The 20,736-nt window shown below is 46.7% G+C and carries 20 protein-coding genes and 1 other RNA gene; 12 read left to right on the forward strand and 9 right to left on the reverse strand.

The features are described from left to right. Positions 1–3: 3 nt before the first annotated feature. The 3 genes from D791_RS00720 to D791_RS00730 all read right to left on the reverse strand — a co-directional run bounded on the left by D791_RS00720 (position 4) and on the right by D791_RS00730 (position 3,257). Positions 4–198 carry a YnbE family lipoprotein gene (locus D791_RS00720; protein ID WP_036507255.1) on the reverse strand — a complete coding sequence of 65 codons (195 nt, stop codon included), beginning with the start codon at positions 196–198 and terminating at the stop codon, positions 4–6. 80 nt (positions 199–278) lie between these two features. Beyond that, positions 279–2,591, reverse strand: coding sequence for an intermembrane phospholipid transport YdbH family protein (locus tag D791_RS00725; RefSeq protein ID WP_036506511.1), 2,313 nt, complete (start codon positions 2,589–2,591; stop codon positions 279–281). Positions 2,592–2,618: 27 nt separating this feature from the next. Beyond that, the gene (locus D791_RS00730; RefSeq protein ID WP_036506513.1) at positions 2,619–3,257 is read right to left on the reverse strand and encodes an O-methyltransferase; all 639 of its coding nucleotides are present in this window, start codon (positions 3,255–3,257) and stop codon (positions 2,619–2,621) included. Positions 3,258–3,371: 114 nt separating this feature from the next. On the opposite strand from D791_RS00730, the gene D791_RS00735 reads away from it, so the two are divergent. The 3 genes from D791_RS00735 (at position 3,372) to ftsZ (ending at position 6,661) form a co-directional block, all read left to right on the forward strand. Beyond that, on the forward strand, positions 3,372–3,719 hold the full coding sequence (locus D791_RS00735) for a hypothetical protein (protein WP_036506516.1): 348 nt from the start codon (positions 3,372–3,374) through the stop codon (positions 3,717–3,719). 445 nt (positions 3,720–4,164) lie between these two features. Continuing rightward, a complete protein-coding gene (ftsA, locus tag D791_RS00740; protein ID WP_036506518.1) occupies positions 4,165–5,424 on the forward strand; it encodes a cell division protein FtsA in 1,260 nt (419 codons plus the stop codon). Positions 5,425–5,470: 46 nt separating this feature from the next. Then, the gene (ftsZ, locus tag D791_RS00745; protein WP_036506521.1) at positions 5,471–6,661 is read left to right on the forward strand and encodes a cell division protein FtsZ; all 1,191 of its coding nucleotides are present in this window, start codon (positions 5,471–5,473) and stop codon (positions 6,659–6,661) included. 55 nt (positions 6,662–6,716) lie between these two features. Here ftsZ and D791_RS00750 read toward each other — a convergent pair whose 3' ends face one another. Continuing rightward, positions 6,717–7,520 carry an RluA family pseudouridine synthase gene (locus tag D791_RS00750; RefSeq protein ID WP_202806779.1) on the reverse strand — a complete coding sequence of 268 codons (804 nt, stop codon included), beginning with the start codon at positions 7,518–7,520 and terminating at the stop codon, positions 6,717–6,719. Between the two features lie 91 nt (positions 7,521–7,611). Here D791_RS00750 and D791_RS18690 point away from each other — a divergent pair, with 91 nt between their 5' ends. From D791_RS18690 to D791_RS00775, 6 genes are all read left to right on the forward strand, one after another. Beyond that, positions 7,612–7,851 (forward strand): hypothetical protein, encoded by a 240-nt coding sequence (locus D791_RS18690; protein ID WP_051513820.1) that lies wholly within the window; start codon positions 7,612–7,614, stop codon positions 7,849–7,851. 5 nt (positions 7,852–7,856) lie between these two features. Then, positions 7,857–9,407 (forward strand): ATP-binding protein, encoded by a 1,551-nt coding sequence (locus D791_RS00755; RefSeq protein WP_237748464.1) that lies wholly within the window; start codon positions 7,857–7,859, stop codon positions 9,405–9,407. Then, a complete protein-coding gene (locus D791_RS00760) occupies positions 9,407–10,756 on the forward strand; it encodes a sigma-54-dependent transcriptional regulator (protein ID WP_036506524.1) in 1,350 nt (449 codons plus the stop codon). Before D791_RS00755 ends, D791_RS00760 begins: the two co-directional genes overlap by 1 nt. Before the next feature lie 249 nt (positions 10,757–11,005). Continuing rightward, complete coding sequence (locus D791_RS00765; RefSeq protein ID WP_036506526.1) at positions 11,006–12,028, forward strand: TAXI family TRAP transporter solute-binding subunit; 1,023 nt, start codon at positions 11,006–11,008, stop codon at positions 12,026–12,028. A gap of 71 nt (positions 12,029–12,099) precedes the next feature. Then, entirely contained in the window at positions 12,100–14,229 is a 2,130-nt protein-coding gene (locus D791_RS00770) for a TRAP transporter permease (RefSeq protein ID WP_036506529.1), read from the forward strand. A gap of 5 nt (positions 14,230–14,234) precedes the next feature. Continuing rightward, positions 14,235–14,990: a sulfite exporter TauE/SafE family protein gene (locus tag D791_RS00775; RefSeq protein ID WP_036506532.1), complete on the forward strand. Its 756-nt coding sequence runs from the start codon at positions 14,235–14,237 to the stop codon at positions 14,988–14,990. 37 nt (positions 14,991–15,027) lie between these two features. Here D791_RS00775 and D791_RS00780 read toward each other — a convergent pair whose 3' ends face one another. Continuing rightward, positions 15,028–15,522 (reverse strand): Lrp/AsnC ligand binding domain-containing protein, encoded by a 495-nt coding sequence (locus D791_RS00780; protein WP_036506536.1) that lies wholly within the window; start codon positions 15,520–15,522, stop codon positions 15,028–15,030. A gap of 239 nt (positions 15,523–15,761) precedes the next feature. On the opposite strand from D791_RS00780, the gene D791_RS00785 reads away from it, so the two are divergent. Continuing rightward, the gene (locus D791_RS00785; RefSeq protein WP_036506539.1) at positions 15,762–16,148 is read left to right on the forward strand and encodes a RidA family protein; all 387 of its coding nucleotides are present in this window, start codon (positions 15,762–15,764) and stop codon (positions 16,146–16,148) included. Between the two features lie 27 nt (positions 16,149–16,175). After that, positions 16,176–17,267, forward strand: a complete 1,092-nt coding sequence (gene alr / locus D791_RS00790; RefSeq protein WP_036506541.1) for an alanine racemase — start codon at positions 16,176–16,178, stop codon at positions 17,265–17,267. A gap of 43 nt (positions 17,268–17,310) precedes the next feature. On the opposite strand, the gene D791_RS00795 is transcribed toward alr, so the two are convergent. Continuing rightward, entirely contained in the window at positions 17,311–18,105 is a 795-nt protein-coding gene (locus D791_RS00795) for a response regulator (protein WP_036506544.1), read from the reverse strand. Between the two features lie 56 nt (positions 18,106–18,161). After that, the gene (locus tag D791_RS00800) at positions 18,162–18,701 is read right to left on the reverse strand and encodes a DUF2058 family protein (RefSeq protein ID WP_036506547.1); all 540 of its coding nucleotides are present in this window, start codon (positions 18,699–18,701) and stop codon (positions 18,162–18,164) included. A gap of 206 nt (positions 18,702–18,907) precedes the next feature. Here D791_RS00800 and ffs point away from each other — a divergent pair. After that, an RNA gene (ffs, locus tag D791_RS19455) (signal recognition particle sRNA small type) lies at positions 18,908–19,004 on the forward strand. A 178-nt stretch (positions 19,005–19,182) separates the two neighbouring features. Here ffs and D791_RS00805 read toward each other — a convergent pair. Both D791_RS00805 and D791_RS00810 read right to left on the reverse strand, forming a co-directional pair. Continuing rightward, positions 19,183–20,109 (reverse strand): phosphatidate cytidylyltransferase, encoded by a 927-nt coding sequence (locus D791_RS00805; RefSeq protein WP_036506550.1) that lies wholly within the window; start codon positions 20,107–20,109, stop codon positions 19,183–19,185. Beyond that, the gene (locus tag D791_RS00810) at positions 20,106–20,735 is read right to left on the reverse strand and encodes a lysophospholipid acyltransferase family protein (RefSeq protein WP_036506553.1); all 630 of its coding nucleotides are present in this window, start codon (positions 20,733–20,735) and stop codon (positions 20,106–20,108) included. Before D791_RS00810 ends, D791_RS00805 begins: the two co-directional genes overlap by 4 nt. Between the last annotated feature and the right edge of the window lies 1 nt (position 20,736).

Consider the following 20,736-nt stretch of genomic DNA (forward strand, 5'->3'; position numbering starts at 1 on the left):
TCCTCAGAAAAGGTCGCTGTTTTGTTCAAGTAATGCATCAATCTCACGATCAACTTTTACTAAAATTTCATGCTGGATTTTAACATTCAGATTGATCGTAATTGGGTCAGTCGGCGCAGCAACCTGCACGGTAGGTGTGCAGCCTACCATCATAAGCAGCAAGGTAAGCGTGCTTGCTGTAAGCAACTGCGTTTTCATCATCTTCTTCTCCAATGTTAAATCCTCTTACGGTTAGACTAAGGGATGCATGCTTAACCTATACTAAACAGAGATGTTTTTCACCGCCTAAATCGTCGATCCAGTGAATCGGTGATTCGGTTGCTGATTTGCAAGGCCGTTAGAAGGTCTAGAATATTCTCTTCAACACTCAGTGTGAGGTCGATAGGACGTCCTTGTTGCCAGTTTGGATTATTGCCCTGCAGGCGTGCGATTAAGTGCGCATCCCCCGAGGGTTGGTAGTTTACTTCTAAATCCAATAGGGTATATCTCAGATCAGTTAGCGCATCTAACGCCAAACGCAGGCCAATATTGCTGCTGGCTGCTGCTCCTACCCCATGACTGGGTGTGTAACGAATGACTCCCGGTATAACGCTACCTAAATTACCGCGCGTAATGCTAATGCCCAAGGGGGTGATCTGTATGGGAAGTTGTCCATCAATCGTCCCTTCACCATAGAGTCCTTGTTGCGCATAAAGTTCAAGAATGGATGATAGTTGAATGTCGCGGATGCTGACTAGAAAAATACTATTGGGGTTTAAAGGATTAACTTGTATGGCGGGTAGATAAATTTCTCCCCCGAGTAAAAACAGTTTCTGTGACTCAAGGCGTAACTGGTGGGTGTTAGTATTGCTCGTATTGCCTCGGTATTGATAGCGAATACCGGAGGATGTGATCGGCAGTCCAATGTTGGCATACTCCAGTAACAGATTGCCCTGATCTTGAAACTGGCCAGTTGAATCGAGACTAAACTGGCTTTTCCAATCAACGTTCTGAGCATAGATTTCGCCGTAGTTGACCACTCCAGAGGTGAGTTCGGTGTTCGCTTGCAGCGACCAGCGGTTTGCACTAAACCGGAGACTCGCGTTGTGCGTTAGATTGCCTTGTGCCAAATCAAGTTTGGCGGGCAGCTCAGGTAAAAAGCGTCTCAGTACGGGTGTCTGGCCTTGCAACGCGTAACGCGCCAGAGTCCAGTTCAGAAAACCAGCCCCCTGAGTGTTGTACTGGTAATTGGCATCCAACTGTAAGGGGAGATCTTGAGTTTTAACAGATGCGCTGCCTGTAATTGAGTCACGTGTCTTGTTGAGTTGAAATGGCCCCTCAATGCTTAAAATAGGCAGTGCTCTTCCGGGTGGCGATATACGCAACGATGGAATGCTTGCACGCCCTTTAACGCCCGTGTTGGCATCACCGGCTTCCAGGCTTAGGAGTAGAGGCAGCGCTTGCAGGTCATCCAGTGCCTTCAGTTGGGGCTGTTGACCGTTCATAATCCATCGGCTCGGTCCATATCGCCAAGGCTCGCCATGCAGCAGATCGAATTCAAACTCTAAATTTGATAAAAGCTGCAGGTAGAGTGAGGGCGTGTAAAAATCCCCAAAGGTGAGTTCATTTAAGTGAATGGAAGCTCCCTCAATGAGTTGGGCTTTCAATTGCCCAGACTCAAGCCTTGCCGTGGCATTTAACATGAGTTGTGCCGTTTGACTCTGCAGATGAGGTGTCGAAAGATCCAAGTGAATTCCTAGGGACGCATCGATTTGAATCTGGCTTAAGCTCTCGATAAGGCTGCCTTGCCAGTAATCGGGAAGTAGAATATGAGTGCTCCCGATCAGTTGAGCCTGTTTAAACTCAGGCAGATCTATCGTAATTTCATGCTGAGTTTGAAGCCAGTTTATGGCAACATCTGCATGCAATATGTGACCCAAGTTTAGTAGCCAATGGTCTTCTTGATGTGCCAAATGTCCGCTCATTTCATACAAAGGGCGGTCTTCGTAATTCAACAGCAAGTAGGTTTCAAGCGACTGGGTAACTTTAATCTCAGCATCAATCAGTGACTGGCCTTGTTGTCGCACATGAAGGTTACTGTACCAGCGTTCATCATTAAGGCTAAGGCGGCCTTCAATTTCATAATGCTGATTCGGGTTTTGCCATTCAAAGGTCAGCTTTTCTATCTCAAGATGCTCTAGTGGGAGCAGAGGCAGTCGCTCCGTGTTAATAAACTCAGATAGCCAGAGATCGAACTGTGTTTCCTGCTCGGACAGGACGTGTTGCTCTATTTGAATGGATGCATGCTCGATATGGAGGCTAGGCAAGCTTTGTTGTTGAAGAAGCGGCTTAAGGTTAAAGGACAGCAGGCTGTTGTCTAGACAAATGTGAAGTGTTTGGGTGACGTCTGTTTGCGAAAAACAGAGCTGGTTAAGATGAATCCGGTCCATCGCAACTGGCGACATTTCAAAGTGAATCTTCTCAAATCCCTGTTTTTCAAGCCATAAGGGTAAGGCGTACCGGGTTATTTGAGGGAGAAAAAACAGGCTAGAGGTAACAAGTGCCAGAATCAGGAGCAGCAAACAGAGACATAGATACATCAACGTTTTCATTCATCTGCTCCTGCTGAATTTAGATCATTAGCGTTTACGGACAACGTTGAGCCCATCGCGGACGGTTAAAAACACATTCTCAACTTCAGGGTCGTTCGCGATTCGATGGTTGGTTTCTACCAGTATATCGTCTAATTCTGACTCGGGCTGCAAAACTTTGCCCGACCAGAGGACGTTGTCGAGTATAATCAAGCCGCCGGAGCGCGTGCGTTTTTTGACTTCTTCGTAGTATTCAAGGTAGCTGCGTTTATCGGCATCAATAAACGTAAAGTCCAGTTCGTAATCAATGGTATTGAGCGTTTCCAGGGCGCGCCCGAATGCAACATCGATTTTATGGCCGTGTTCGCTTCGTGCGAAAAATGATTTGGCCATGTCAATTGCGCGTGGATTGGTTTCACAACAGAGTAAACGTCCATGATCCGGCATGCCTTCGGCAATCGATAAGGCAGAATAGCCTGTGAACATGCCAATTTCGAGCGCGTGTGTCGGTTGCACTAATGACGATAGAAGCTTGAGTGTGCGGCCAACCAAACGCCCAGACAGCTTCTGGGGCCACCCCATTTGAGCATTGGTGGTGTCAATGAGCTCTTGGAGCAGCTCGGGTTCTTTTTGCGTGCTAATAAATGCGTAATCTTCTACGGCTTCATCAACGAGATAGTCGGGCATGGGTCACCAAAGGCAGCAAAGGATATCTTAAGCAGAAGATTGTATCATTAATTACGTGATAGGAGCGGCTTTGTCGTACAATGGCGGGCGAGTATCTAAAAGAGGAGTGTAAAAGTGGATCCCGTCTTTATTTTTTTGTTAGCCGGTGTGTTTTCTATGTCAGCTGCACTCAGTGCGGGCGCATTGAACAAACTTCCCGAAGAGCAAAAGCCTAAGTTGTTACAGTCGCAACAAGGGTTGGTGTTTGTGATGGTATTAGGAAATGTATCTGCACTGACATTAATCGGTGCATTGGCCTATGGTTTTTCGCGCTTAGACTGGTGGATTCCTTTAAGCAGCGTGTTTGTTTCTTTTCCAGTCGCGCACTTTTTGGTGCTGCATAAGCTTGGAGACCTGCGTAATGTGTTCATTTCTGGTGCGGCGGCGTTGATTTCAATCCCTGTACTTTATGTCATGTGGTGAAGCCTGTGTTTTTTGCTGATTGAAAAATGGACTGAAAAAAATCCAGACATGCTCATAATTTTTCTTGAAAAATCAAAATTTAATTTTGATTTTACTTTGATTTATCAAGATTAAAATTTGATTTTTTGCCGATTATTCAAAAAGAGATCTTGATTGAAAATATTTCTTGATGAATGAATTATTTTAGATTGGATATTTTTTGATCGGCAACCTTGTTCATGTCTAAAGGAGCTAGTTTATTGAAAACACAAAGGTTTGCCGTATAGAGCGGCAAATTTTTGCCGTTTTTATAGGCTAAAAAAAAGTTGAATATAGGCGGCAGACTCGGTGATAATTAGCATTGGAAAGTTTTTATCCTGTGCTAATTAAAGTTGGCCTGTAATTTGCGTGTGAATAATAAACGGCCGTTAGATACAGGCTTTGACCTTGAGAACCTATCAAAACTATGTTGACTGTTAACAACATGATTGTCGCCCTCGATATCGGGACATCTAAAGTGGTATGTCTTGTGGGTGAACTACGCCCGGATGGCACTATTGAAACAGTTGGCGTTGGCACCCACCCATCGACAGGGTTAAAACGGGGCGTCGTTGTCAATATTGAATCCACCGTCAGTGCTATTCAACGAGCCGTTGAAGAAGCTGAGTTGATGGCGGGTTGTAAAATTCACTCCGTCACGGCTGGGATTGCAGGCAGCCATATCAATAGTCTCAATTCACATGGCATTGTGGCTGTGCGTGACCGTGAGGTAACAGAGCAAGACCTGGAACGAGTGATTGATGCCGCGCGGGCGGTTGCCATACCAGCTGATCAAAAAATCATTCATATTCTTCCACAAGAGTACATGATCGATAACCAAGAGGGCATTAAAGAGCCTCTGGGAATGTCTGGTGTTCGCTTAGAAGCGAAAGTGCATCTGGTAACCGGTGCAACGAACGCGATTCAGAATATTGAAAAATGCATTCGTCGCTGTGATTTAGAAGTTGATGCCATCGTTTTGCAACAGTTGGCGTCAGGTTATTCAGTGCTGACCGAAGATGAAAAAGATCTAGGCGTTTGCATGGTTGATATTGGCGCAGGTACGACCGATATAGCCGTGTTCACAGCGGGTGCTATTCGTCATACGGCGGTGATTCCAATCGCTGGTGATCAGGTGACCAACGATATTGCAATGGCACTGCGCACCCCGACTCAGCATGCCGAAAAAATTAAAATTAAGTATGCTTGTGCTTTATCACAGCTAGCTCAAGCAGACGAAACCATACAAGTGCCCAGTGTTGGGGATCGTCCTTCACGTAACTTATCACGTCAGTCATTGGCCGAGGTGGTTGAGCCGCGTTATGAAGAACTCTTCAATCTGGTTTTGACCGAACTTCGTCGTTCCGGTTATGAAGATATGGTGGCGGCAGGAATCGTATTAACGGGTGGCACATCTCGCATGGAAGGTGCTGTTGAACTTGCGGAAGAAATTTTTCATATGCCTGTGCGTTTGGCCGTGCCTGATGGCGTTCGCGGGATGGAGAGCTTACTGCATAATCCTGCGTATGCCACCAGTATTGGCTTGCTGCACTATGCAAGGTTGTCTCAAGGCACGGTGAATGAGTCAGGTCTAACGGTGCCTGAAACAGCTCGGCATCCGGTTGAAATACCCCCGAAGAAAAAAATGATGCAAAAAATCAAGACATGGTTTCAAGGCAATTTTTAATGATTTACACCCACCAATAGAGTGGGAAAAAACCTGGAGGTAATAAATGTTTGAACTGTTGGATAGCGTGCCGCAGAGCGCGGTGATCAAAGTGATCGGAGTGGGCGGCGGTGGCGGCAACGCTGTTGAGCACATGTTGATCTCTGAGGTAGAAGGTGTTGAGTTTATTTGTGCAAACACCGATGCTCAAGCGCTTGCTAAATCAGCGACGCGAACGGCTTTGCACATTGGCAGTGAGTTGACCAAGGGATTGGGTGCCGGTGCAAACCCAGATGTTGGACGCCTTGCAGCACAAGAGGATCGTGATCGTATTGCTCAGTCTTTGTCGGGTGCTGATATGGTGTTTATTACGGCAGGCATGGGCGGTGGCACGGGGACAGGTGCTGCGCCAATCGTGGCTCAGGTGGCGAAGGAAATGGGCATTTTGACCGTTGCCGTTGTTACTAAGCCTTTCCCATTTGAAGGGCGTAAGCGGATGAAGATTGCTGAAGATGGCATCCGTGAATTGCAAGAAAGCGTTGACTCACTGATCATCATTCCAAACGAAAAATTGCTGCCAGTACTGGGTCGTAATACCAGTTTGATCGAAGCATTTAAGATCGCGAACGATGTCTTAAGAGGTGCTGTTCAAGGGATAGCTGATCTGATTATTCGTCCAGGCATGATTAACGTTGACTTTGCGGACGTGCGCACCGTGATGTCATCGATGGGCATGGCCATGATGGGAACGGGTGTTGGTCGCGGTGATGCTCGATCCACGATTGCAACAGAGGCTGCAATCAACAGCCCATTGCTTGAAGACGTGGATTTAAAAGGGGCAAGTGGCATCTTAGTGAACATTACTGCCGGGCTGGATCTCAGTTTGGGTGAGTTTACTGAAGTGGGTAACATCATCGAAGAATACGCTTCAGATACCGCTACCATTGTAATAGGTACGGTTATTGACCCTGAAATGAGTGATGAAATTAAGGTCACTGTTGTAGCAACCGGTCTATGCAAGGCTCAAGAAGTCAAGCAAGTGGTGAACAGCGGTATGCGCATGCGTGCAGTCAGAAGTGCATCCGTTTCGACACAGGTTGAGATGCCCAGCGGAATGAGACCTGCTCGTCGCGAAGAGCGTTTTCAAGTCAAAAGAGCCGAAGAAAAAAGCGCCAGCTCAGAGCCCACTAAGAGAACTGGCACGGACGATATGGAGTTTCTAGATATACCTGCTTTTTTACGTCGTCAAGCTGACTGACGTAACTTTTTAACCATCCAGGTTAGCCGCCCTAGTTTTAGGGCGGTTTTTTTGTTTAAGCGAAATGCTTTTCTTCATGGGTAAATGGACAGGTAAATATCAGCTCCGATGCGGTTAGCTTTAACCCTTGGATGTTTTTATTCCCTTTTCCATAGCGAGGGTCTCCTATGACAGGGTGGCCAATCATATCGAAATGACGACGTATCTGATGCGTTCGCCCCGTTTTTAGTTCTATTCTTACATGGCTGATATTTAAGGTGTCATCATAGGCCATGCATTCGTATAAAGTGTGTGCAGGCTTTTCGTCTAGAGGAAATGCCATTTCTCCTTTACTATCGACTTTGCCAAGCACTTCGGCCGTGTAAATTTTGCGTATTTTATGCTCGGTAAACAGTGAGGTTAATGCCGCTGCACTTTTGGGTTGGTGGGCAATGAGCATTATTCCTTGCGTTTCTTTGTCTAAGCGATGGATAAGAAATACGGGGCGTTGTGTGGCGACTTCTACGTATCGCAGCAGAGATAAATGGTCGCCAAATTGTGTGCCCTGTGACATAACGCCTGCGGGCTTAAACCAAACGCTGTAAAAGCGGTTTTGTTCTAGGCAGTGTATCCCGTCAGGCAATGCCAAGCTCAACAAAGCGTCGTCATAGTAAATTGACAGTACATCGCCGCTTCTCAGGGGTTCTTTGATTCGCCTCAAGCGCAGTTGTTTTTTGCGTTTTAACCAAACAGCACCTTTACTCATCGCATCTTTGAGTCGAAGCTTTGGTAAGTTCGTGAGTCGACTGAGAAGATCAATGGCGAGGATGCCTTGGTCATCAGGGGTCAGTTGATAGGTTACTTTAATGGGCTGAGTCAAATCCAACACCTATGATGGCTTAAAGGCGTGATTTAAATTGATTGGTGGGTATTATAGAGTGTTATTTTGTGGACTGTCAGGAAATTAGCCTATGAGTTTGGCTCGTCGTTCATTTTTTGAGTACCGACGTTTTTGGTTTTTTGGTTTGCTGCTGTTGCCCATTTTAATGGTGTTAACTGCTTGGCAGGCCTACCATTTTGCAAAAGAAGAGGCCTTGGCAAGAGCCCAAGAGCGGTTGAGCTTGTACGCCAGTAGCTTTGAAGGAGCCATTGAAAAATTTGATTACTTACCTGGATGTTGGCCAAACAACCGAGGGTGCAAAACCTGCTAACCGATATGGAAAATCACGAACATATAGAACGTATTCAAGATTTTTTGGTGAGTGCCCGAGACGCGTCCGGTGCAGACACACTCTATTTATTGGACACTGAAGGGCTTACGTTGGCTTCCAGTAATTATTTGGAAGAGGGTAGCTTCGTTGGCAACAATTATGCTTATCGGCCCTACTACTTAGATGCAGTGAATCACGGTCGGGGTGAGTTCTTTGCGATTGGAACAACAACAGGGTTGCCGGGTTATTTCTTATCACAGCGGGTTGTCAATGCCGCAGGGCGACTGTTAGGAGTTGCTGTCGTCAAAGTCGATCTAGAGCCTTTACAAGCGGACTGGACCTTGGCAGCTGAGCATGTTTTGGTGATCGATGCGAATCAGGTTGTGGTGTTGTCGAGCCATCCAGGTTGGAAGTACAAAATGCTCGCGGAGTTGTCTGAAGAGCAGGCGCTTTGGATTCAGCAGGGACGTCAGTTCTTTGATGTGGAGTTGCAACCTCTAGGGCGCGAATACGACAGTCATTATCGAGTGTCGGTTGGTGATGAGCGGGATGCGGATTATGTGATGGCTGAATATCCATTAACTCGGTTAGGCTGGACAATTGTCTACATGGTTCCAGTTCAATCGCTTTATAAGGTGTCAGCCTTGGTGACAAGTCTTGTTCTGGTGCTCTATGTGCTCCTTTTAATGGGAGGTTTATGGCTAAGGGAGCGCAGTCGACGAACGCAAGCGGCTCTGGTTGCAGAAAAAGCGCTTAGAGAAGCAAATGATACCTTGGAGTTTCAGGTGCAAGAGCGAACCGCTGAGCTGAATGCTCGCAGTCTTGAATTGCAGAATGCTCAACGCGAACTGGTGCAAGCGGGTAAGTTGGCGGCCTTAGGCACCTTATCTGCCGGGATAGCACATGAACTTAATCAGCCGATTACGGCTATTCGAACCTACACGGCTACGGCCAAAAAGCTTCTCGATACTGAGCGCTATGCATCCGTTGCGCCCACGCTGGATAAGGTATTCACGCTGATCGATCGCATGAGTCAGATTATTACACAAATGAAAGTCTTTGTTCGAGAATCTCCTCAGCAGTTACAGCCCGTGAATTGGGTGGATCGATTGCATTTTGTCTTGGATATGCTGAGTGCACGAATCGACACTCAGGCGGTTGAAGTGGTGCTTAGGTTGCCGAATGAAGCTTGGATTAGAGCCGATGCTACGCGGATAGAGCAAATTTTATTGAACCTACTCAGCAATGCCTTAGATGCAACGGCGACTTTGGGTCATGCGAAAATTGAAATTCAATTATGGCGTCAGGATGAGCACTGGATACTCAGTCTGGCTGACAATGGTGAACACTTCGATGAAGCACAGATTGATCGACTGTTCGATCCCTTTTACAGCACAAAAGCAGCCGGAGAGGGCATGGGGTTGGGTCTCTTCATATGCTACGGGTTGATCCAAGATATGGGTGGACATATTCGCGTTGAACGTGCGCACATGGGGGGTGCTGCCTTTGAAGTTAAATTGCCTGCAATCGATAGTTTAAAATGTGAGATATCCTGATGACAGTAGATACATTAAAAATCGCAATGGTGGATGATGATCCGGCTGTGCTGGAGGCGACCACTCAATGGTTAGAGTTATCGGGGCTTACTGTCAATGCTTGGTCAGATCCAGCTAAGGCATTGCTAGAGATAGACGATCAGTATCCTGGCGTTGTTGTCAGCGATATTCGTATGCCAAACATGGATGGGCTGAGTTTTATGGACGCGTTGCATAAAAAAAGTCCACAACTGCCTGTAATTTTGCTGACAGGTCAAGGGGATATCCCGATGGCGGTCGATGCAATGCGACGGGGAGCTTGGGACTTTATCGAGAAGCCCTTTGACCCAGAGCGCTTGGAAGAGGTCATACGTCGAGCCTTGATGACGCGTCAATTGCAACTTGAGAATGCAGCGCTTAAGGAGCAAACAGAAGACTCGCTAGCTAGAATCCTCATGGGCAATAGTGGATCGATTCAGCAATTGCGTCATCACATACGTCGCTTAGCCTGTACGCAGACCCACGTGTTGATTCGGGGGGAAACAGGGGCAGGTAAAGAAGTGGTGGCGCGTTGTATCCATGAAGCAAGCACAAGACGTGAAAAACCCTTTGTTGCCATTAATTGTGGGGCCTTGGCAAAAGATTTAATTGAATCTGAGTTGTTTGGCCATCAGAAGGGAGCATTTACTGGTGCCATCGAAAAGCGTGAAGGCAAGTTAGAGCTGGCCAGTGGTGGGACGCTTTTTTTGGACGAAATTGAGTCAATGCCGATGGACGCTCAGATCAAGTTGCTTCGAGTCATTCAGGAGCAGCAGTTAGAGCGTGTAGGTAGCAATACCTTGATACAGGTTGATTTACGCATTGTTGCCGCGACTAAGGTGGATTTGTTGGAGTTGTCGGCCAAAGGTGCCTTTAGGGAAGATTTGTACTATCGTTTGGCCATTGCCGAGTTGTCCATTCCTCCTTTGCGAGATCGTAAAGAGGATATTATGTTGCTGTTCAGGCATTTTGTTCGCCAGACCTGTGATGTGCATGGGGTTGAACTTCATGAGCCAGATTCGGCTTATGTGCGTCAATTGCTGCAGAATGTTTGGCGTGGCAATGTGCGCGAGTTACGAAATGTTGCAATGCGATTTGCACTAGGGCTGTATCATCAAGATGAAGTCGCTCAAGGTGAGGAAGGTGGATTGGCCGATTTGGTTGCCGCCTACGAGCGTATTTTAATCAGTCAGTCCTTGGTTCGGCATCAGGGTAATATCCAGGCCGTTATGGACGAGCTAAAGTTGCCGCGACGAACATTAAATCAAAAAATGTTGCGCCACGGATTGCGCAGAGAGGCGGTGTGTTCGGATGATGGTTCCTTTTCTTGAAACCCATAAGCAATAAATGGCCGATGCTGATTGCGCAGGTAAGCCATTTGTTGCCTAGAATACACCTAATCGAAGTGCTATCTGCTCAAAATAGAAGGTCTTGTTTATACAAAACAATAGATTAGATGATGTTGGCACATTTTCTGCTTTAACTAAGACCGATGTGTTGCTCCCTTGTGTCTGCACATTGGGAATGCCCTCATTCTCAAAACAATAATATTCGGTTTATGCCGATGAGGAATAAAGATAATGAAACTGTCTAAGCGTACACTTCTAAAATCTGCTTTGTCCTTAGCGTTAGCCACTACCGTAGGTTTCTCTGCAACTGCCTCCGCACAAACGGGTGGTGCTTCCTACATCATGGCAACGGCAACAACGGGTGGTACTTACTACCCTGTCGGTGTTGCATTGGCCACGCTCGTTAAAGTGAAACTTGAGCCAACGATGGGCATCAGTGTTTCAGCCATCAGCTCTGCAGGATCAGGCGAAAACCTTAAGCTAATGGATGAAAATCAAGTTCAGTTTTCAATCCTCCAGGGGCTTTATGGTGGTTGGGCTTGGACGGGAACAGGTGATGTACCTAAGCAGTACGAAAACATTCGCTCTGTCAGTATGTTGTGGCAGAACGTTGAACATTTCGTAATCCACAATCGCCATGTAACGACTGGCACGATTACGGACATCGGAAATTTAGGCAACAGCGGTTTCTCTATTGGCGCTCGTAATTCCGGTACAGAAGGGTCTGGTCGTCAGATTCTGAAGGGTGTGGGCATTGATCCTGATTCGCTGAATTTGGCCTACATGGGCTACGGTCCTTCAGCAGAAGGCATGCAGAATGGAACGATTCGCGCCATGAATATTCCTGCAGGCGCTCCAGCGGCGGCTGTAACGAGTGCTTTTGCCAATATGGCACGCGATATCAAGGTGCTGGACTTTACCGATGAGCAAATTCAGCAGGTTAACTCCGACTTTGAGCTTTGGACACGCTTTGTTATCCCAGCAGGCACCTATCCAGGACAAACCGAAGATATCAACACGGTTTCTCAACCGAATATTCTAGCGGTTAATGCCGATGTTCCTGAAGAGCATGTTTACCAAATCACGAAAGCGATGTACGAAAATTTACCCTTCCTAAACAATATTCACCCAGCCACACGGGATATGGCGATTGAAAAAGCGATAGAAGGCCTACCTTTACCTTTGCACAAGGGTGCAGCTCGTTACTTGACAGAGCAAGGTATCGACATTCCTGCTCGTTTGCTAGTGGACTAATACTGGCATAGCTGCTTCGGGGTTAAGGCTCCGAAGCAGTCCTTGATGATATAAAAACAAGCGAGACGCTCATGAACACACCTTCAGACTTATCATCTATTCGTGATGAGGATGCTCCTGTTTCCAACGAACGCGAGCAGCATCCTATACTGTCCAAAGTTTTTTACGGTTTAGCCATTATTACTGCGCTATGGCACATTTATACCAATACCCTTGGCACTGTCTCAGAGCTTTGGAATAGCGTGATACATTTTGCGGCTTTTGGTTTGTTGGCTGCGCTGACAATTCCCGCTATTAAGACCACCCAGCAACGTATGGGGCGAGTTGTATTGGCTGTGGACATCCTTTTGGGTTTGGCAGCTGTTTCGTGCGCGCTGTATCTGATGTTATTTGAGAACAATCTCTATGCGCGAGGCGTGGTGTTTAATGGATGGGATTGGTTTTTCTCAATTTTAGCCGTGGCGTTGATTCTAGAGTTTGCTCGACGAGCAACAGGATGGTTTATTCCAACTTTGGCCTTTGTTGCACTAACCTACGTTCCCGTTTGGGGTGCTTGGGTCAGTGGTATGTTTCACTTTCCAGGGCTGACTTGGGAAACCACACTGTACCGTAGTTTCTTTGCTGGCGAAGGGATGTTGGGGTCTATTGCCAATATTTCCTGGTCGTTCGTATTTATGTTTATTCTCTTTGGTGCCTTTTTAATTAAGTCGGGTGCGGGGGACTTTATTATTGATATTGCCAAGGCTGTGGCTGGACGCTTTATTGGTGGGCCGGGTTTGGTTGCTGTGTTTAGTTCCGGCTTAATGGGATCGGTTTCGGGCTCATCTGTAGCCAATACGGTATCAACCGGTGTGATTACCATTCCATTAATGCGTAAGGCAGGTTTTCCACCAAAATTTGCAGCAGGTGTTGAGGCCGCCGCATCAACGGGTGGTCAGTTAATGCCGCCGATTATGGGGGCCGGTGCGTTTATTATGGCATCTTACACCCAGCTGCCTTACCTCACGATTATCGCCTATGCGGCTCTGCCTGCTTTGCTGTATTTTTTATCGGTTGCAATGTTCGTTCGCGTTGAAGCGCGTCGCTCAGGTGTGCAAAAAGTGGAAGAAAACCCGCCAAAGGTGATTGATGTCTTCAAGAAGGGATGGCATTGCTTATTGCCCATCGCTGTATTGGTGGCGGCACTGATTTATGGATTTACACCCACGTATTCAGCGGGTATTGCAATCATATCGGTGATTGTCGCCTCCTGGTTATCAAGTAACCCAATGAAATTGAAAGACGTGATGGATTCGTTGGTCTTGGGTACGCGCAACATGGTGACCACCGCGATTCTGTTGCTAACGGTCGGCTTGATTGTCAATGTCGTTTCAACGACGGGTATAGGCAACACCTTTTCATTGTTAGTCACTGATTGGGCAGGCGGTAGTTTGTTCATTACCATCGTGCTCATTGCGTTAGCGTCTTTGATTTTAGGCATGGGGTTACCGGTTACTGCAGCTTATATCGTGCTGGCAACTTTATCGGCACCCGCACTTTATGTATTAATTGCTGAAAGTCAGTTGCTGTCTTTATTAATGTCGGGCCAACTACCGCAGCAGGCTCAAGCCATCTTTATGCTCGCGGCACCGGATGCTATGAGTCTATTAAGTGCGCCAATGGATACAGAAACTGCCCAGTCTTTGTTGGCTGCTGTTCCGCCAGATTTTAAAACAACCCTGTTACAGCAAGCACTGTCTCCGCATGCATTGGGGATGGCACTCTTGTCCGCACATATGATTATTTTCTGGTTGTCACAAGACTCAAACGTGACGCCACCAGTATGTCTGACGGCGTTTGCTGCTGCCGCCATTGCGAAAACCCCTCCTATGGCGACAGGCTTTACAGCTTGGAAAATTTCAAAAGGCTTATACATTATTCCGGTGTTATTTGCCTACACCAGCTTCATTGGCGGCAGTAACATCGAAATACTTAAAATATTCTTCTTTGCTTTGTTTGGTGTCTATGCGCTGGTTGCAGCGATGGAAGGCTATTTGGAGCATCCATTGAATCTGTTTCTACGAGCCGTATTAGCCGTGATTGGACTCTCCATGCTGTGGCCACATGGCATGCTTCTGGTCGATGTCGCGGGCTTGATTGCGTTTATTGCAATGTTTGCTTGGAGTTACAAAACCAATCCACCTAAGTTGCAGGCGGCTTAATCGGTATGACGTTAATTGAAGCGATTATATTGGTTGCCGTTGGTGGATTAACCGGTTTTATGAATGTGATATCGGCAGGCGGGTCTATGATTACCTTGCCAGTGCTCATGTTTATGGGGTTGGATAGTGCAACTGCGAATGGGACGAACCGAGTCGGGATCGTTTTACAAAATGCAACCGCTGTAACGCGCTTCAGAAAAGCAGGGCACAAGGATGTGCGGCTTGCCTTGAAATTGTCGATTCCGGCTGTGTTAGGCTCTTTGTTTGGCGCATGGCTTGCCACCCAGGTTGGGGATGCGTTATTTCAATGGATTTTGATTGTCGTAATGGTGGGCTGTTCAATCCTGATGGTAATGCCACAGCCTAAGAATCTTCGTACTGAGCCGCTTAACGACAGCCATTTAACCCCAGCGGTCTATTTGGCAATGCTGGTCATTGGTTTTTATGGTGGGTTTATTCAAGTGGCAGTTGGCATCTTGTTTATTGTCATGTTGTACCGACTCCTGAAAATTGACTTGGTTCAGGTCAATATCCTCAAGGTTTTGATTGTGCTGGTGTATATGGTGCCGGCACTTGGCGTTTTTATTTACTCAGGTCATGTGGCTTGGAGCTATGGTTTGGTCTTGGCTGTGGGGAGCATGTTAGGCGCTTGGATGGCCGCCAGGGTAACCTTAAGTCCTGACGGTGCCAAATGGATTCAGCGTTTCACCCTAGCGGTTATTGCGATCATCATTGTAAAACTGATTATCGATCTCCTTTAATGAGGTAGCTTTGCGTTTACAGGTACATGCGGAGCGCCTACACACGATTGATCGGTAGCTCAAGGCTTTCTTTCACGCTTTCCATCACGATATAGCTTTTAGAGTTTTTGACTCCAGGTAGCTTCAATAGCATATCGCCGAGCAATTCACGGTAGTGCGAAATGTCTTCTAAACGGGCTTTGACCAGGTAGTCCGCATCACCTGAGACCAAATGGCACTCAAGAATGTAGGGTAACTCCATAACGGCTTTACTAAAGCGCTCGAACGCATCAGCGGATTGATAGGATAGCGAAATCTCGACAAACACCAGCATGTCATACCCCAAGAGGGTTGGATTGACATGTGCGTGGTAGCCCATAATGAATTTATTGCGCTCAAGCCTCTTTACGCGCTCCATGCAGGGGGTTGTGGATAATCCTACGCGATCAGCTAACTCGGTATACGAAATACGGCCTTCCTTTTGCAATACATTGAGAATGTGGCGATCAATACGATCTAACTTTTTAAGATTGTTGTTTGAGGGCTTTTCCATCTGAATTTTCCTGTTTTTATAAGTTTTTCAGAAGAATTACTGGATTCGTGAGTAATTATAAATAATGTTTCTGCTAATTCTGTCTTAAAATAAGAAATAAATCTATGGCCGAAATAAAAAATGATCTAGAGAGAGGCAGTCTTTGTCGGGTTGTTTACAATAGGCGTTGCCTAGCCGAAAAGGGCTGGTAAACGAAGGCTTTAAATCTACATAAATCTACAGGTTAAGGAAATAAACAGATGTCTAATAAAAGCATTATTTCAACTGAAAACGCGCCAGCGGCAATCGGTCCATACTCTCAAGCGGTTAAAGCCGGTGACACTGTCTATTTGTCGGGTCAAATCCCTTTAGATCCAGCCACTATGGAAATGGTCACTGAAAGCTTTGAGGCTCAGGCTGTGCGCGTGTTCGAAAACTTGAAAGCGGTTGCGGAAGCAGCCGGCGGATCATTGAATGATTGCGTCAAATTAACCATTTTGTTGACTGATCTAGACAACTTTGCCGCTGTGAACGAAATCATGTCTCGTTACTTCACAGCACCTTACCCTGCGCGTGCGGCGTATGCGGTAAAAGCCTTGCCAAAAGGTGCCGATGTTGAAGTCGAAGGTGTCATGTACTTAGGTTAATCGACAGCAAGTTCAGGAGCAGGATGAATGGCACGAAATCTTCGAGCTGAAGTTAATTTGGCGGCGATCCGTCATAATTATCAGTTGGCTAAATCTCAAGCTAAAATGGCGAAAGCGGTTGCGATTATCAAAGCAGATGCATACGGACACGGGGCTGTTCAGGTGGCTAAGAGCTTGTCTGGAGTAGCAGATGCTTTTGGTGTCGCGGCGATTGAGGAAGCGCTGGAGCTCAGAGAGGCAGGTATTGAGGAGCCGATTTTATTGCTTGAAGGTTTTTTCGAAACCGACGAGCTTAAGCTGATTATTCAGCATCGTTTATGGTCGGCCATTCATAGCCTTGAACAGATCGATCGATTAGAGGCGTTCCTAGACGCTCATCCAACCGAAGGCTTGTGCCTTTGGTTGAAAGTCGACTCTGGAATGCATCGATTGGGTATTCATCCAGCCGATTTTAATCAGGCCTGGTCACGTTTGCAGGCGCGCAGCGAAGTTGCAGAGCTAGTGGTCATGAGCCATTTTGCCTGTGCCGATGAGCCAGAGCGTCAAGACACGTACAAGCAGATTGAGGCAATGTCTCGCTGCTTAGAAGGGGTTGATGCGAAGGTCAGCTTATCAAATTCAGCCGGTGTCATGCACTGGCCGCAAGCACATTACGATTGGCTGCGGCCGGGCATTATGCTTTACGGCGCAAGCCCCTTTGCGGATGGGCATGCGTTGGAAGCGAGCCAACAACCTGCCATGACATTGACAACACAGGTCATCGCCATACGTGAGGTACCGGCTGGAGATGCTGTCGGCTATGGTGCCAGCTTTGTTTGTGATGTGCCTATGCGCATTGGTACCTTAGCGGTGGGATATGCCGATGGCTATTCCCGACATGCGCCTGCTGGAACGCCAGTAGTGGTTAATGGGCAGCGTACTCGGATTGTGGGACGTGTTTCCATGGATATGATCACGATTGACTTAACCCATCACGCTGATGTTCAAGTGGGTGATTCGGTGGAGTTATGGGGAGAGCAGTTGAGCATTAATGAAGTGGCTAAATACTGCAACACCATTCCATATACTCTACTCAGTGGCCTGACGCGTCGAGTCAAGCGCATCTACAAAGATCAATAGTTCTCAAGAGGGAGGGGTATCCCTCCCTTACTCTTTTTCACATTTATTCAAGTAAGCGGTTCAAGAGCTTTTTCACCAACTCTGGTTCAAATGGCTTGTCTAGCATAGCGTTTACCCCGCTTTGGGCAACATTGCTGAGATGCGTATGACTCGCTTCCGAGGTCACCATCAAAACGGGGATGTGCGTTAGTAATGCATTGTCACGTATATACTCGGCAAGCTGCAGCCCATTGATTTCAGGCATGTTGTAGTCAGTGACGATTAGGTCAAACGTCTCGTCGTGCAGGATTTCAATCGCAGCCGCACCATCCTCCGCGTGGGTGATGTTTTCAATGCCGAGATTTTTCAGCACGCGCGTGATCATTTTGCGTGCCATTTTGCTATCGTCGACAACCAATACTTTAAGCGTATCTGGGTCATAGCATTGAAGATCGAGTTCGCTGGTACTGAGTAAATCCAGAGTGGCGTTTATGGCTGAGCGGATGCCTTCTCGCGTAAAGGGCTTGGGTAAAATAGCGATCACGCCGGATTGCTTGAAGGTGTCTAGCTGTTCGTGACGTGTCTCGCTGGAAATGAGCATAAAGGGAATGTCTATCCAACTAGGGTCAGCTCTTAGCGCCTCTAGAAAATCATCAGCATTTCCATCCGAAAAATGAAGAGCGCTGATAATCAAATCGGGTCGGATGCTCGAAATCGATGCCAATGCATCTTTTATGGATCGAACACCGTCGATTGAGGTTACGCCTTCATCAGTCAGCTGTTGAGTAATTATTTTGCGTTGAACGGCTGAAGGTTCAGCCAGTAAAACATTCAGCTGCGATGCGGACAACGTTCGCATATGAGACTCCTTTTACACAGAGTGAGTCATTGAACAATAAAGGTTTATTTCACAATTTACCAATCTAAATCATCGGGTATTGCATAATCAGCGTATTCTGCCTCTTCTGCTGCGATTTGTTTCTTCCGTTCCTCTTCATCTTGGACAACCGCAAGCGGATCACGCTGAATAATGCGCTTAGCAATCTCTGTTGGAACCAAAACAAACTTGGCCTCGACGGCCACAAGCGTGAGTTGTTTAAGCGCTAACTGCTTTTGCAGTGCGCTGTCGATCCAAATGTGTTTGACTTTGCTGTCATAGATAAAGTTATAGCGCACATCCGCCTGCGAAGGCAGTCGAACCTGGTGTTGTTGAGCCAGTTGCTTGATTTCAGCAAGCGCCGCTTTCCGGTCCTGTTCTTTTTTGCGCTGTTCATTCAACAGACGGTCTTTTTCAATTTTCTCTAGTCTAGCGGCTTCAAGGTGTTGAGCGGTTGCTTGATCACTGGGCGCTTTTTTCTGTTTTTTTTGCTTGCGCTGATCTAACTCAACCTGTTTTGCTTGTTTTTTTGATGCAACGCCTGCTTTCAGAAGTTGATCTTTTAAAGATCCTGCCATAGTCGAATTCCAAAACAATTCATACAGTAAACGCTTACTATAACATAGATGTAAAAGAGGGTAAGCGTCACAAGCTGACTTCATTGAGAGAGGGAGAGGATGTAAGAGTTGGGTCAATAAACCTGTGATAAAATTTGCAAAAAGCCTTTTTCCTGCTTATACTTCGCGCCTGTTAATTGAGATTAGCAGCTACACAATGGTAGCTCTGCCGGTCCTTTCGCAACGATAAACCGTGAACCTGGTCAGGCCCGGAAGGGAGCAGCCACAGCGGCGATCTCGTGTGCCGAAATGTGGCTGGTGGAGCTGCCTCCAACACCTTACTTCTTTAGTTGTTTCCGATTTAACTTCCTGTTTTATACCCTGTCTATTTTATGTAGAAAGCAATGGTTACCGCGTATGAGCCTTGATGCCAAATACGTATCGGACAAGTCTGTCTGAAGCCCTAATGATTCCGATTGTTTTAAGTACGCGGCGCGCTTTATTACGTCCAAAAATACCGAATAATATGAAAATAAACAGGTGCAGCAAAGCAAACTGAATCAATGCGATCAAGCATGCCGCCATGTCCTTGAATCATCGCGCCCCAATCTTTGACACCTCTGTCTCGCTTAATGGCTGACATAACAAGGCCGCCAGCAAAGCCAAGGGCATTGACTATTAATGCAATGATAAGGGCTTCGCTGAAGCTAAACGGCGTTATCCAATACAAAGCGCCGCCCACTAAGGTTGCTAAAAACACACCACCTACGAGACCTTCAAGGGTTTTGGAGGGCGATAGGCTTGGTGCGACTTTGTGTTTTCCCAGAAGTTTTCCGCAAACATATTGGAAAACATCAGATAGTTGAACTACTAAAATTAGCCAAGCGATTAACAGTAAATTGCGTCCTTCGTAGCCAGCTATCTCAAGTGTTAAAAGTGCAGGTACAGAAGAGATGCAGTAGACAGCAATCATCAAGCCCCATTGAACCTTGGCTGTGCGCTCCAGAAAGTGATGCGTGTCACCACCAATCGAAGCCAGTATTGGCAGAAGCAAAAACACATACACTGGAATGAAAATCGAAAAGAGACCATACCAATCTATAGCGATTAAAAAATATTGTAGGGGCAGGGCGAGATAGAATGCGACGAGTAAGGCCCAATAGTCCCCACGTCGTGTGGGTAAAAGTGTTAAGAACTCACGCAAAGCATAAAACGAAATGCCTAGGAAAAGTAAAATGACTGCGTATTTTCCGGCTGCAAATGCAACGCCCAGAACGAGTACCATTAACCACCAGGCGTAGATGCGTTGATTCAGATTGTCGATGACGGCAGTCTTGCCTTGTTTCCAAACAAGAAACTGGCCAATTAATGTCGCCAAGAGTAAAAAAGCACCCAGTCCTACAAAAAGTAACAGCGTCGTTTGATTCATGTCGGTATGTCCTGTTGTAGAGCGGTAAGCGCTGTCGTGGCAAACTCTAAAGTGGTTGCTTTGCTTGTTTTTGGTGCAACACAAAACCGGGGGCCAAAGTTCAATGTGCACAGGAGAGGCAAAGGAAGTGGGTAGCCTTTCGGCATTGCACGGTTCAGATTGGTGATCCAAACGGGTTGAAGAATAAGGCTCGGATGTTGCTGGGTTAAATAGTAAAGACCGGACTTGAATGGGAGTAAGTTCGCATCTGTTAGGTTGCGTGTGCCCTCAGGGAAAAATATCAGTGAATCACCTTGGTTTAAGGCTTCGAACAGCGGTGCTAAAGGGTTTTCGCCAGGGGTGTTACCCTCGCGAGAAATCAATACACCATTGAATACCTGATGGATAAGAAAACGTCTGAGTGGTGTTTTATCCCAATAGTCTGCGCCAGCAACGGGTCGTGTTTTTTGTCTAATGTGTGCAGGAAGGGTTGCCCAAAGCAGTACAAAGTCACCATGACTGGTGTGGTTTGCATAATAAAGGGTAGGCTTGGAGTGTTGTTCAAATGAAAATTCTCCGTGCGCTCGGGCACCTGTAATAAACTTCGCTAACCCGAGAATCAAACAGCGTAATAAAGTGGCAAGCATG

The organism is Nitrincola nitratireducens (assembly GCF_000585235.1).
GTDB lineage: Bacteria > Pseudomonadota > Gammaproteobacteria > Pseudomonadales > Balneatricaceae > Nitrincola > Nitrincola alkalisediminis.